12 protein-coding genes and 1 pseudogene are annotated in these 13,313 nt (G+C 40.2%); 6 read left to right on the top strand and 7 right to left on the bottom strand.

Translation table 11 applies throughout. From position 1 onward, the window contains the following. The first annotated feature begins 3 nt into the window (after positions 1 to 3). From MWU84_RS19930 to MWU84_RS19905, 6 genes are all read left to right on the top strand, one after another. Positions 4 to 2,256, top strand: a complete 2,253-nt coding sequence (locus MWU84_RS19930) for a transglycosylase domain-containing protein (RefSeq protein WP_246904959.1) — start codon at positions 4 to 6, stop codon at positions 2,254 to 2,256. A gap of 85 nt (positions 2,257 to 2,341) precedes the next feature. Then, positions 2,342 to 3,199 (top strand): SPFH domain-containing protein, encoded by an 858-nt coding sequence (locus MWU84_RS19925; RefSeq protein ID WP_246904957.1) that lies wholly within the window; start codon positions 2,342 to 2,344, stop codon positions 3,197 to 3,199. 247 nt (positions 3,200 to 3,446) lie between these two features. Next, positions 3,447 to 3,611, top strand: coding sequence for an Arc family DNA-binding protein (locus MWU84_RS19920; RefSeq protein WP_072865552.1), 165 nt, complete (start codon positions 3,447 to 3,449; stop codon positions 3,609 to 3,611). Between the two features lie 123 nt (positions 3,612 to 3,734). Next, positions 3,735 to 4,538, top strand: coding sequence for a Cof-type HAD-IIB family hydrolase (locus tag MWU84_RS19915; RefSeq protein WP_246904954.1), 804 nt, complete (start codon positions 3,735 to 3,737; stop codon positions 4,536 to 4,538). A 44-nt stretch (positions 4,539 to 4,582) separates the two neighbouring features. Beyond that, a complete protein-coding gene (locus tag MWU84_RS19910) occupies positions 4,583 to 5,845 on the top strand; it encodes a DUF819 family protein (protein ID WP_246904952.1) in 1,263 nt (420 codons plus the stop codon). A gap of 44 nt (positions 5,846 to 5,889) precedes the next feature. Continuing rightward, entirely contained in the window at positions 5,890 to 6,603 is a 714-nt protein-coding gene (locus tag MWU84_RS19905) for a DUF4369 domain-containing protein (RefSeq protein ID WP_246904950.1), read from the top strand. A gap of 52 nt (positions 6,604 to 6,655) precedes the next feature. On the opposite strand, the gene MWU84_RS19900 is transcribed toward MWU84_RS19905, so the two are convergent. From MWU84_RS19900 to MWU84_RS24350, 7 genes and pseudogenes are all read right to left on the bottom strand, one after another. Beyond that, positions 6,656 to 6,925, bottom strand: coding sequence for a hypothetical protein (locus MWU84_RS19900; RefSeq protein WP_072865545.1), 270 nt, complete (start codon positions 6,923 to 6,925; stop codon positions 6,656 to 6,658). A gap of 31 nt (positions 6,926 to 6,956) precedes the next feature. Beyond that, positions 6,957 to 7,925: a type I phosphomannose isomerase catalytic subunit gene (locus tag MWU84_RS19895; protein ID WP_246904948.1), complete on the bottom strand. Its 969-nt coding sequence runs from the start codon at positions 7,923 to 7,925 to the stop codon at positions 6,957 to 6,959. Positions 7,926 to 8,036: 111 nt separating this feature from the next. Further along, positions 8,037 to 8,444, bottom strand: coding sequence for a 6-carboxytetrahydropterin synthase (locus MWU84_RS19890; RefSeq protein ID WP_246904946.1), 408 nt, complete (start codon positions 8,442 to 8,444; stop codon positions 8,037 to 8,039). Beyond that, entirely contained in the window at positions 8,441 to 8,974 is a 534-nt protein-coding gene (idi, locus tag MWU84_RS19885; protein WP_246905036.1) for an isopentenyl-diphosphate Delta-isomerase, read from the bottom strand. The genes MWU84_RS19890 and idi overlap by 4 nt, the downstream gene beginning before the upstream one ends. Before the next feature lie 267 nt (positions 8,975 to 9,241). Beyond that, entirely contained in the window at positions 9,242 to 10,210 is a 969-nt protein-coding gene (locus MWU84_RS19880; RefSeq protein WP_281502594.1) for a type IX secretion system membrane protein PorP/SprF, read from the bottom strand. Between the two features lie 3 nt (positions 10,211 to 10,213). After that, entirely contained in the window at positions 10,214 to 12,238 is a 2,025-nt protein-coding gene (locus MWU84_RS19875) for a gliding motility-associated C-terminal domain-containing protein (protein WP_246904945.1), read from the bottom strand. A 31-nt stretch (positions 12,239 to 12,269) separates the two neighbouring features. Next, a pseudogene (locus MWU84_RS24350) lies at positions 12,270 to 13,313 on the bottom strand (hypothetical protein); the annotation flags it as partial.

Raw genomic sequence — 13,313 nt, 5'->3', positions numbered from 1 at the left:
TTGATGTTCAAGAAAATAAAAAATCCATTCCTAAGATTGGGAATCATTACCATTTTGATAGTCGGGAGTGGTATATTCTTGTTAATAACAGGCATTTATTTGGGCGCATGGGGAAAACTTCCCAATAAGCGGGAACTTTCGGATTTCAAGTACCAAAGAGCTTCCGAAGTCTATTCTACGGATAGCGTTCTTATTGGAAAATACTTTCTTTTTGACAGACAACCCATACAAATTGAGATGGTCCCCAAAAACTTAATAAAGGCTTTGGTGGCCATTGAAGACGAGCGGTTTTATGATCATTCAGGGATAGATTATAGGAGCCTGCTGCGAGTGGCTTTTAAGACCATACTGATGCAGGATCAATCTGCCGGAGGCGGTAGCACCCTTAGCCAACAATTGGCAAAGAATTTATATCCCCGGGAAAGATCCGGAAAATTTAATCTGGCCATATCAAAGTTGAAAGAAATGATTATAGCTTCCAGATTGGAATCCATCTATTCAAAGGAAGAAATTCTGATGCTTTATTTGAATACAGTCTCCTTTGGCGACAACACTTTTGGAATAGAAAGTGCCTCGTTAAAATTCTTCAATAAATCAGCAAAGGAACTTGAGTTGCAGGAAAGCGCTACCCTTGTAGGCATGTTAAAGGCCACCTATGGTTATAACCCCCGCGTATTTCCAAAAAACAGCTTACACAGACGTAATTTGGTATTGCAGTCCATGTATTCCAATAATTTTATTTCGCAAAAAGAAACTGATAGCCTTAAGTTACTGCCATTACAACTTAATTATAGGGAATACGATTATAATGAGGGCATAGCTCCTTATTTCAGGGAAGAGGTAAGAAAACAAATGTTAAGTTGGGCCAAAGCACAAAGGGAAAAGGGACAGGATTACAATATTTACACTTCAGGACTAAAAATATACACCACATTGGATTCCAAAATGCAAATATTGGCGGAAGAAGCCATGAGACAGCATATGAAAGGACTCCAAAACAGTTTTGAAAAAAGTTACGGCAAACGGGCACCCTGGATAAGCGACAAAAAGCTTATCAATAAAATTATACAGCGTTCAGAGCCCTACAAAAAAATGAAGAATGAAGGCATGAGCGAAAGTGCGATAATGGATTCGATGAACTTAAAAAAAGAAATGCAGTTAAGTGATTGGAATGAGGATAAAATAGGTTCTGCCAGCACTATAGATAGTTTATTGCACTATCTAAAGTTCTTAAATACAGGTTCCCTATCCATGGATCCCAAAACTGGGGCCGTTAAAACCTGGCTGGGAGGAATCAATTTCAAACACTTTAAATACGATCATATTTCACAGAGCAGGCGACAGGTAGGATCTGCATTTAAACCTATAGTTTATACCGCCGCGCTTGAAAATGGTATAATGCCATGCACTTACTTTTCGGCCCAGGAGGTAGCTTATAAAAATATGGAAGGCTGGTCCCCTAGTAATTCCGGAAAAAAGGACGAGGCCTACCTAAATTACTCCATGGAGCAGGCCCTGAGTAATTCTGTTAATACCGTAGCGGTAAAAGTGTTGGAAAAAACAGGCATTCCCAAAGTGATACAGCAAGCACAGAGAATGGGCATTACAACGCCCTTACCCTCCTTACCATCGCTGGCTTTAGGCACAGCCGAGATAAAAATAAACGAACTAGCGGGTGCATATGCCAGTTTTCTGAACAATGGCAAATCTGTAACTCCATTCCTAATTGAAAAAATTACCAATGAAAACGGCTCCATAATCGAGACCTTTAAACCAATTGTATCTAAAAAAAGAGCCTTTTCGGAAGAAACGGGCCAAATCATGTTAGAGATGATGAAGGCAACAGTGAATAGCGGTACTGCCGCCCGAATTCGTTCTACCTATGGCATTAAGAACGACATTGCCGGAAAAACCGGAACCACACAAAACAACAAGGATGCCTGGTTTGTAGCTTTGACCCCTAAGCTACTTAATATAACCTGGGTAGGATTGGACAACCATGAAATTGGCTTTAGCAGTACTAGCCTGGGTCAGGGAGCCAATGCGGCATTGCCCATTTTTGCGCTGTGGATGCAGAAATTGAACGCTGATAATTCTTTCAATTACTTAACCAAGGCAAAATTTCCCGCTCCAAGTTCCGAGGTGATGAACCAACTGGATTGTGACCCCGTAAAAAGGGATGGTTTTTTTAAAAGGCTTTTCAAGAACCCGAAAAAGAAGAAAACAAAAGATTTTAAAACGGACATTAAAGCCTAAGACCTATTTTTTACCATAGACTTGTTTACGATTGATATTTTTTCATATCTTTATGATATCATTTTAATATCATAATAAATTTATCATGAAACAAGAAAAAAACATTATTCCCGCCAATGGCTATATTATGCTACTGGTATTATTAGGGCTCCTCATTTTTGCCATTGTGCTAGTAGCTGGTGGAGTACCACTGGCGTTGCCCCTCTTCTTCATATTTATAATATCATTACGTGGGTTTGTTTTGGTAAATCCAAACGGATCCCGGGTCCTACTACTGTTTGGAAAGTATATGGGTACCATTAAGAAAAATGGTCTTTTCTGGGTCAATCCATTTTACATCAAAAATAAAATTTCCCTTCGTGCCAGTAACTTCGACAGTGAGCGGCTGAAGGTGAATGATAAACTAGGAAATCCTATTATGATCAGTACCATATTGGTATGGCGGGTTACCGATACTTATAAGGCTGCTTTTGAAGTGGACGATTATAAAAATTTTGTACGTGTGCAGACCGATGCCGCCGTGCGTAAATTGGCCAGTATGTATCCCTATGACAATTTTGCCGATGAGGGCCATACCGAGGATATTACCTTACGTTCCAGTGTCAATGAAGTAAGCGAAGCCTTGGAAAAAGAGGTTCAGGAAAGATTGGCCATGGCAGGCATAGAGGTATTGGAAGCCAGGATTGGATATTTGGCCTATGCCCAGGAAATTGCCAACGCCATGTTGAAAAGACAACAAGCCACGGCAATAGTGGCCGCACGCCATAAAATAGTGGAAGGTGCCGTAAGTATGGTAGAAATGGCCCTTGATCATTTAGGCAAGAAAGAAATTGTTGACCTGGACGAGGAAAGAAAAGCAGCTATGGTTAGTAATCTTATGGTGGTCCTTTGCTCCGATAAGGATGCTTCTCCCATTGTCAACGCCGGGACACTGAATCATTAACCATTCCTATGTACAAGAACAAGCCAAATATTGGGCAAGGGTGTTTGGTTTCCCTACTGTTGGCTATCTTTGGTATATAGTACGGGAGAACATTTTAAGCCCATAACATAAAAATACAATATTGAATTCCGAGTTCGAGAACGAACAGACCATACTGGCCTAGGAAGAATGAAGAGTCATATAATTCTTTCGTTAACCCTTTCACCGTTTTTTCAATAATTTATGTAAGGGTGTAAAAACAGATCATATGAGTAAAAAGAAAGCTTTTGCATTGCGGTTAAATGAAGATATGCTGAAAGCCATTGAAAAATGGGCCTCGGACGAATTTCGCAGTGTAAACGGACAAATAGAATGGATGTTAATGAAGGAACTCAAAGAAGCCAAACGTGCCCCCAAGCAAAAGGAAGATTAGGTCTTTTACGTAATTCAGATTATAAGGGCAAGCGCCATTGAAAAATTTCCACAACCTATTTTCTACTTAAAGCATATCTTTGATGCCGAGTAAATTCTAAAAACCCAAACCCAATTCCCCACTATGGATTTCAAAATATTATGTTCCGATCTGGATGGCACCCTATTGACTTATAAGGATAATGTCTCCGATTTTACGATTTCGGAAATCAAAAGAATAAAAGAACATCTTAGAATTATATTGGTTTCTGCCAGAATGCCCCAGTCCATGACCTATATTCAAGAAAACTTGGGTATTGAAAATGAACCCATCATATGTTACAATGGGGCCTTGGTACTCCATGGAGCAAAAGAATTATTCTCCACTTTTATCAATATGCCCCAAATAGCTTCAATTTATGACATGGCCGACAAGGTTGAAATAAAGCTAGGCCTCTATTCCAAAATGGAATGGTATGTAGAAATAGACTCTGAGCGGGTGCAAAAAGAGATAAAATATACAAAAACCCTGCCCACCTACAGGGACACCAAAGACACCATTGAGGACTGGACGGACAGAAAAATGGGCGCCCACAAGATAATGCTGATGGGGAACAAAGAAAATACAGACGTAATTTTTCCAATACTTTTTAAGAATTTTTCCCAAACCTTAAATCTATATCGATCCAATGATACCCTGATTGAAATTGCACCAAAATCTGTTTCCAAACTAACCGCCATTAAACTTTTGCTACAGGACCATGAAAGTCTAAACGATGTCATTGCCTTTGGCGACAACTACAATGATATTGAAATGCTCCAAAATGTGGGTCGTGGAATAGCAGTGGCCAATGCTAGGGATGAAGTCAAACAGATCGCCAGCGACCTTGCCCTTAAAAACTCCGAGGACGGCGTGGCCCATTATATAAAACAGCATATTTTAATTTGATTATATTTGGCGCAACTGTAAAACCCTATTGAATTGTTTTCTTTATGAACGAACCAATTATTACCAACGATACTGTTGTATTTGGACTTCTTACCCTTTGTCTAGGATTTATATTTTACACCTCTTCCATAAAAACCGGTTTTTGGAGCAAATTCTATAATATAGTACCCGCCGTTCTCATGTGCTATGTACTACCTTCCATTTTGGCTAGTAGTGGTCTAATATCGGACGAGACCTCCAGTCTCTATTTTATGGCCAGTAGGTATTTGCTGCCGGCGGCCTTAATTTTAATGACCTTAAGTATTGATCTTAAAGCCATAGCCAATTTGGGATCTAAGGCGTTGATCATGTTCCTGACCGGTTCGTTTGGGATAATAATTGGAGGTCCATTGGCCATTTTGATAATATCCATATTCTCTCCAGAAACCGTTGGCGGAAACGATTTTGATGCCACTTGGAGAGGTTTGGCCACTATTGCCGGTAGTTGGATAGGAGGAGGCGCCAATCAGGCGGCTATGCTGGAAATATACCAATATAATCCGGACAAATATGGGGGAATGGTTTTGGTCGATATAGTGGTTGCCAACGTTTGGCTGGCTATTATTTTATTGGGTGTAGGAAAAACAAAAAAAATAGACCGTTGGCTCAAGGCGGACACCTCAGCTATAGAAGAACTTAGAATAAAAGTATCCACGTTCACGGAGAAAATAACCAGGGTCCCTACTTTAAAGGATTATATGATGATGCTGTTCTTTGCCTTTACCGGGGTTGGAATTGCCCATTATTTGGGGGATTATATCAGTTCATTTTTGACCGGCACTTATGAAAGTGTAAGCGATAATAAAAGTTTTCTTTCATTTTTAGGTTCCAATTTCTTTTGGATGGTCGTTTTGGCAACCGTAGTGGGGATAGTACTCTCCTTTACCAAAGCTAAAAACTATGAAGGTGCCGGTGCCAGTAAATTGGGCAGTGTATTTATCTACATCCTGGTGGCCACCATTGGCATGAAGATGGATTTGGGCAAGGTTTTTGAAAATCCCGGCCTAATTGCCATAGGCTTTGTATGGATCACTATTCATGCGGTTTTATTGATCGTTGTTGCCAAATTGATCAAGGCTCCCTATTTCTTTCTTGCCGTGGGTAGCCAGGCCAACGTAGGAGGTGCTGCCTCGGCCCCAGTGGTTGCTGCGGAATTCCACCCATCATTGACTTCGGTCGGTGTGTTATTGGCCGTTTTTGGCTATGTGGTAGGTACAGGTGGAGCCATACTTTGTACAATTCTTATGGAAATTGCATCAAAAGTTTAAAATTCCATAAACTTTAATGATATTTGCGCTTCAAAAAAATTACTATGAAGAAAATTATAATGGTCGCTGTACTGGCAATAACTATTGCCTCTTGTGCAGGTAGTACCGAAAATACGATGACCGTTACCGGAAATGTAAAGGGTTTGAAAAAGGGAACACTATACCTACAGCACATTGCTGACACTACCTTGGTCACAGTAGATTCGCTTGTCGTAGACGGGGATGGTAATTTTACCTTTTCCACCGAATTGAAAAGTCCCGAATTATACTACTTATATCTGGACAAAAAGGACAACAACAGTATTAATGACCGAATTACTTTCTTTGGGGAACCTGGAAATATAACCATTAATACGAATTGGAATACTTTTGACCTGAATGCTAAAATTGAGGGATCTAAGAGTAATGACAAGCTAAAGGAATATCTGGAGGTAATGTCCAAGTTCAACACTAAGGATTTGGAATACGCAAGATTGAGTATGGATCCCAAAACCCTAGGTGATTCCTCAGCTTTTGATTCCCTTCAAAATTTGTCCGACAAAAATGTCAAGAGAGGATACCTTTATGCCATTAATTTTGCGTTGAACAATGCAGATTCATATGTAGCACCCTACATCGCCGTGAAGGAAGTTGCAGATGCCAACTTAAAATATTTGGATTCCATAAACAATACGCTCTCTGTTGATGTAGCCAATTCCAAATACGGCAAGGAATTAAAAGAACATATAGAAAACCTCAAAAAGGAAACTGAACAATAAAAAAAGCATCCATTTATTGGATGCTTTTTTTTAATACCTATTAAGGGAAATACTACCCTAATTTATTAAGTTGTTCAATTAAAGAACCTGCTTTGGTTTCCAATTCCGCTTTAACGGATTTTAAATGGGCCGGTCTGTTCTCCACTGACTTCTGGTTTACTTTCGCTATCAACTCGTCAAAGACTTCTATTGCATTATCTATTATTGCATTACCTTCTTTTGAATTTTGCTTATTTCCAGAAGCTTCCACTAAATACACCGCTTCAATAATATCTCCTAAAACGTAATTAATGTCTTTCTTTAAATCTCTTATACTTGCCATTGGTAAATTTTTTTTGCAAAAGTAATCATTTTCAGATAGTAACCTCCAAAAGTTTTGCACTCGTTGTTATTATATTTATTTTTTTGGACTGTGCAGGCACTAAAGTGGTCTCCCCCTTTTTTATGGATACGGAGCCAAATTCGTTTGAAATTGTCGCCTTGCCCCCTACGCACATGTAGATGGTAAAGGAATCCCTTTTTTCAACATCCAATTCCATATCCTTGGTCAGCTCTAATATATTGGTATTAAAATATGGACAGGATACCATATTATTCACACTATCCTGTTTATCCGAATATTTCACCTTAAAATCATCTTTCTTAGTGTAATCTATGGCGTCCAGGGCCAAATCGGTGTGTAGTTCCCTTAGATTGCCATTCTTGTCTCTCCTATTAAAATCGAAGACACGATAGGTAATATCCGAAGTCTGCTGAATCTCTGCCAGCAAAACTCCAGCACCGATTGCATGCATCTTACCAGTGTTTATAAAAAAAGTATCCCCTTCCTTTACACTTTCGTAGTTCAAAAGGCCCAATAGTGTATCCTCCTCAATGCTCTTAGCATATTCTTCCTTGGTTACATCTTTGTTAAACCCCACTATTAACTCCGCACCTTCATCCGCGTCCATAATATACCACATCTCCGTTTTTCCAAAGGAATTGTGGCGTTTTTTGGCCAATTCATCATTGGGATGCAATTGGATGGACAAATCCTGTTTGGCATCAATAAATTTGATAAGAATTGGGAACTCGGTACCAAATCGGGCATAAACACTTTTACCCAATAATTCTTCAGGGTAGTTGTTGATCAAATCCTGCAAGGAATTACCAGAAAATTCACCGTTCGCTACTATGGACACATCTCCTTCCACTGTAGAAAGCTCCCAACTTTCACCTGTAATGTCATTTTCTATGGGTTTTCCCAAAACATCTTTTAACTTGGTACCGCCCCAAAGTCGCTCTTTAAGAATAGGGTTGAATTTTAAAGGATATAATTTCATGCTGTTTGGTATTAGGTATTTGTATTCTATTTGTTAATTTGATTAATCTGTTTGGAAGGAAGTTTCGTAATTTTTTCCAGTTGAGTTTGATAATTATAGTTCTATGCTATGCTATCCTGAAAAGGTTACATAATTTCTTGGCGTTTCGTATAGTACAACCTCCAACTCGTTTGAAGCCTTAATAAAGGGCCTAAGCTGGTTCCAAATATAAACCACTATATTTTCTGCAGTGGGATTCACGGTCTTAAACCATTCCACCTCCACATTGAGGTTTTTATGGTCCAGTTGCTTTTCAATTTTTTCCCTTATAAGATCCTTTAGGACTTTCATATCTATGACAAAGCCCGTTTCTTCATCTATTTCTCCGGTAACGCTTACTATCAGCTCATAATTATGCCCATGAAAATTTGGGTTATTGCATAACCCAAAAACAGTATCATTTTTTTCAAAACTCCAGTCTGGTCTATACAACCTGTGAGCAGCATTAAAATGAGCTTTTCTACTTACCTTAACTTTCATATAGCTGTATTGTATTGTGAAATATGATTGTAAAACCTATCGAAAATAATTTTGAACCAAGCTGTATATTTCTCAGGGTAGGTAAGCATATCCTGCCTAATGTCTACAGGTTTCATCCATTTCCATGACGCCACCTCATCCGGGTTTATATTTGGTTCCCCATTGTAGTGCCCTATCATTACATGATCAAATTCATGTTCTGTAAGACCGTTATCAAAGGGAGCTTTGTAAATAAAGGAAAACAACTCCTTCAGTTCGGTCTCAAATCCCATTTCTTCTTTCAATCTTCTTTTCCCTGCCTGAATATTGGATTCCCCCTCCCTCTGATGACTACAACAGGTATTTGTCCACAAAAGGGGGGAATGATACTTATGACCTGCTCTTTGCTGAATCATTGTTTCCCCTCGATCGTTCATTATAAAAACAGAAAATGCCCTATGAAGCAAAGCCTTTTCATGGGCTTCCATTTTGGGCATCAGACCAATTTGAACATCAGATTCATTAACAAGAATAACGTTTTCCTCTTCCATTTTGTAAAAATAAAACCTTTCCCTAAAAATAAGGGTTAAGTGCGTCATAAAAATTAAATACTTTCGGAAGGTTTTCCTTCATTCCCATTAAAAAAAATTGACCAAATGGGCCAAGGAAAAAAATACACATCACAACATTGAATAGCCTTCCAGGAAGCCAACCCAACGATCAGGGGAGTAAAATGGATGGGCTATCTATGTTACCCAAGGCCATTTTCGAGTAAAATTGTAGAAAAAAATTCTTTTAATAGAATCCCCACTGGATTTTTAGAAAAATCTTGGCGATTTTAAATTACCTAGCTCCTTGATGAAGTCGTAGCGCAAAATAATCTCAAAGGATCCATCATTAAAGGTTGCTTGTCCCAACTCTGTAGTTTCTTTGTCATAAGCCATTCCGATAAGGAATTTATTGGAAATATTGAAACCTACCATGGCACTTAATGCCGCATCCCATCTGTAGGCGGCACCAACAATAAACTTGTCATTGAGCATAAAATTGGCCGAAAGATCCAGTTGTATCGGGGCACCCTGTACTACTTTGGATAAAATAGCGGGTTTAAATTTTAAGTTGGTATTCAAATCAAATACATATCCTGTTATCAGATACAAATTCATCTGTTCCTTTGCTGTAGACAATGCTTCGCCATCAAAATGTGTGGTCTGTAAAAATCGAGGCACCGACAAACCCGCATAAAACTTCTCGGTATGATAGTACACTCCAGCTCCGATATTGGGGGAGAATTTATTATCTACGTCCTGTTGCAAAGTGGGGTCAGGTCCACCTGGGTTCGTATAATCCTGATTTAACTCGGAGAAACGTATATCCAGCATGTGTGCACTGGCTTTTAAACCAAAACTTAACCTTCCTTCTTGGGAAGTATAAATGGTGTATGAAAAATCTCCATCAAAATAAGTCTCAGAAGTGGGACCAATTTTGTCGTTCACAATAGAAATTCCCAAACCTACTCCCCTATACCCTATAGGGGAATGTAAATTTAAAGTCTGGGTAGTTGGGGCACCATCCAAACCTACCCATTGGGACCTATGTAATGCTGCAATACTGATATGGCCCCGGGAACCGGCATAGGCAGGGTTTACACTTACCGTATTGTACATATACTGGGTATATTGCGCATCCTGTTGGGACTGTACCGTGTTACTGACCAACATGGCTACAGCAAACAGGCACAACAACAGCTGATTGGAATCTAGTATATTTTTTATAAGATTTGGCATCATTTATCTGTTTATGTATATGTATCCAGTAAGGGTCGTCATCTTTCCTCCGACGGATGGGGTATAATCCAATATATAGAAATAAGTTCCTACCGGCAATTGATTATCTTTTGCAACAGTTACCCTGCCTTCAGAAGTACCGTCGAAATAGTTGGAATCATTGTTATAGGCCTTGGTTGCATAAACCAATACTCCCCAACGGTTATATATTTTGATGGTATTGTTTGGATAATTTTCAATTCCCCTTATGGTCAAGACATCATGGATACCATCATTATTTGGTGTTATCACATTAAACACTTCTACTCCTTGGTCCAGTACAATTAAATCTGAATCCAGATAATTCGGTATTCCATCCCCATCAAAATCGTCATTGGCGTAATTTCCATCCCCGTTCTCGTCTTCATCTATAGTAAGTATTCCATCATCGTCATCATCGTTATCCCTGAAATCTACTTCATCATCCCCATCGGTATTGGGTAGATCATTATAAGGATCATTAATTTCATCATTAACATCCGTGTCTATAGTTGTACTACCTTCATAACCGTCATCCAGACCATCATTATCCTTATCCGAACCAATATAAACTACATCCGGAATTCCGTCGTGGTCATGATCATGTCCTTCAATACTGTCCGGAACATTATCGTTATCACTATCCTCGTCCAAGTAATCTGGCAAACTATCCCCGTCCGTGTCTATTGGGAACAAGCCAAGATTTCCATTATTTTCATAAGCATCGTCCAAGCCATTATTATTGGCATCCACACCACTTGGCGGAATATACCCCTGAGTAGTTTGGGCTTCAACGTTATCCGGTAAACCATCATTATCACTATCAATATCCAGGTAGTCAGCTATACCATCACCATCGGAATCCGTTGGGTCCGTAGAGGGATCATTATCACCATCCAAATTAAGATCTTCGAAACTGTCCAAAATTCCATCGTCATCACTGTCAATATCCACAATTCCAAGTGGATTAACCAATATATTGACGTTGGCCGTACTACAGTTTGACTGATCATCGCATATGGTGTAGGTAAAAAGATCACTGCCCACATAACCATTGTTGGGAGTATATGTTACTGTATCATCCCTAAGATCATTAAGGGTACCATTATTATTAACTACTACGTTGCCATTGGATGGACTTGTGGTAGTTATAGTTCCCAAGACAGGGATATCATTGTCGTTTACCAAAATATCAATATCCACGGGCATATTTTCCAAGGTAGCCACAGAATCATCAAAAGCATCAACAATGGGAAGTACGTCCACATCTACAGTAGCTGTACTACAATCTCCCAAAGAATTACAAATGGTATAGGTAAAGGTACTTGGACCATTGTAATTAGGATTTGGAACAAAAGTTATGATATCATCCGATGGATTATTCGGTGTGCTATTATCATCAATAAGAACGTTCCCGTTAAAGGGGTTTGACGTGGTCAAAATACCGGTAGTGGGTAAATTGCTATCATTATCAAAAATGGGTACTATCACAGATGAATCTTCATTAACGGTGATGTAATCATCCACTAAAACACTTGATTGCTGCAAACAAACCACTGTAAAATTCGGTAAGTCAAAGGAGTTCCCTGCTTTGGTAACGGTGGCGGTATAGCGCACTACACTCTGTGTGGCTATAACCGTAGGCCTAAGTTGATCCCCGCTAACGGCCGGAGACCAACTTATGGTGGCACTGGCATTTACATTATTGGATATATCCATTGTTACCTCATTATCCGGACTCGAACAATCTGTTACTATAAAATAACCAGTAGCATTAGATCCACATAGAGTCCCGTCATAAGTTGCAAAATAAATACCGGAAGAAGTTACCTCGTAAAAAAAATCGGTACCCAAAACCGTAGAAGTATCGGAAGCCTCATACCATTTGTAATTATGTTCATCGGTACTGTTGGGTGCCTGCAACAAAAACTGCGCATTGGCCCTATTAGCACCAAAGAATATGGTTACAAGGATGACAAAAAGAAATCTATATATGTGTTTTGGTTTCAAACTCCTGTTGTACCTAGTTGGTTTATATAAACTATTTTACTACAAATACTACGTTGATAAGCGAATTGTAATCTGTTGGTGTTGCAATAACATCATAGGTCATTACCCCAAATTCATCTACGCTTACATTATCAAATACCGTATCATCATAAAAAGTGACATAGTAATACAGATCAGTATTGGCATAGGTTGGTATGGCCCCTGGGGCTAAATTACTTGCTACCATAGGCGATCCAAATTGAGCCGTATATTGAGTATGCAGATTAATTGTCCTACCCGTGCCTGTTGAAGAGGCATCCACCGCAATGGAAGGAGGATAAAAGATATTAGGTCTTGTATTAGCAACTACATATGGAGTAGCACTACTACCATTCCCACTTACACTAATATCATTTCCAGCTGTCACAATAGTCTCTGTTCCATCGGCCGTAGGCACTGTAATGGTATTACCGCCGGATATGCTCAATTGATCGCCTGCAATACTCAATGTTTGATCATCGGTAGCCGGATCCCCCGCTGGACCAGTTGCCCCAGTAGGACCTTGCGACCCCGTTGCCCCTGTTGGACCCTGAGCACCGGTTGGACCTTGTGGACCTACAGCACCATCAATACCATCCGATCCGGCAGGACCTGCTGGACCTTGCGCCCCTGTATCACCTTTAGCTCCAGTCGGGCCTTGGGCTCCAGTTGGACCCTGTGCTCCTGTAGCTCCGGTATCTCCTGTTGGGCCTTGGGCTCCAGTCGGACCCTGTGCTCCTGTAGCTCCCGTTGGGCCTTGGGCACCAGTCGGACCCTGTGCTCCTGTAGCACCCGTTTCTCCTGTTGGACCCTGAGCTCCTGTAGCTCCAGTATCTCCTGTTGGACCTTGGGCACCAGTCGGACCCTGTGCTCCTGTAGCTCCAGTATCTCCTGTTGGACCTTGGGCACCAGTCGGACCCTGTGCTCCTGTAGCTCCGGTATCTCCTGTTGGGCCTTGGGCTCCAGTCGGACCCTGTGCTCCTGTAGCTCCGGTATCTCCTGTTGGGCCTTGGGCTCCGGTCGGACCTTGGGTTCCTGTGGCTCCCGTATCTCCTGT

Source organism: Arenibacter sp. F20364, from assembly GCF_023015905.1.
In the GTDB taxonomy this organism is placed as follows: Bacteria; Bacteroidota; Bacteroidia; order Flavobacteriales; family Flavobacteriaceae; genus Arenibacter.
Note: the sequence above shows the minus strand (reverse complement) of the source record. Positions and strands in the feature narration are given on the sequence as shown.

Coding starts and splice junctions, on each gene's coding strand:
- MWU84_RS19930 (WP_246904959.1), top strand. CDS start 4: ATGTTCAAGAAAATAAAAAATCCATTCCTAAGATTGGGAATCATTACC.
- MWU84_RS19925 (WP_246904957.1), top strand. CDS start 2,342: ATGAAACAAGAAAAAAACATTATTCCCGCCAATGGCTATATTATGCTA.
- MWU84_RS19920 (WP_072865552.1), top strand. CDS start 3,447: ATGAGTAAAAAGAAAGCTTTTGCATTGCGGTTAAATGAAGATATGCTG.
- MWU84_RS19915 (WP_246904954.1), top strand. CDS start 3,735: ATGGATTTCAAAATATTATGTTCCGATCTGGATGGCACCCTATTGACT.
- MWU84_RS19910 (WP_246904952.1), top strand. CDS start 4,583: ATGAACGAACCAATTATTACCAACGATACTGTTGTATTTGGACTTCTT.
- MWU84_RS19905 (WP_246904950.1), top strand. CDS start 5,890: ATGAAGAAAATTATAATGGTCGCTGTACTGGCAATAACTATTGCCTCT.
- MWU84_RS19900 (WP_072865545.1), bottom strand. CDS start 6,925: ATGGCAAGTATAAGAGATTTAAAGAAAGACATTAATTACGTTTTAGGA.
- MWU84_RS19895 (WP_246904948.1), bottom strand. CDS start 7,925: ATGAAATTATATCCTTTAAAATTCAACCCTATTCTTAAAGAGCGACTT.
- MWU84_RS19890 (WP_246904946.1), bottom strand. CDS start 8,444: ATGAAAGTTAAGGTAAGTAGAAAAGCTCATTTTAATGCTGCTCACAGG.
- idi (WP_246905036.1), bottom strand. CDS start 8,974: ATGGAAGAGGAAAACGTTATTCTTGTTAATGAATCTGATGTTCAAATT.
- MWU84_RS19880 (WP_281502594.1), bottom strand. CDS start 10,210: ATGCCAAATCTTATAAAAAATATACTAGATTCCAATCAGCTGTTGTTG.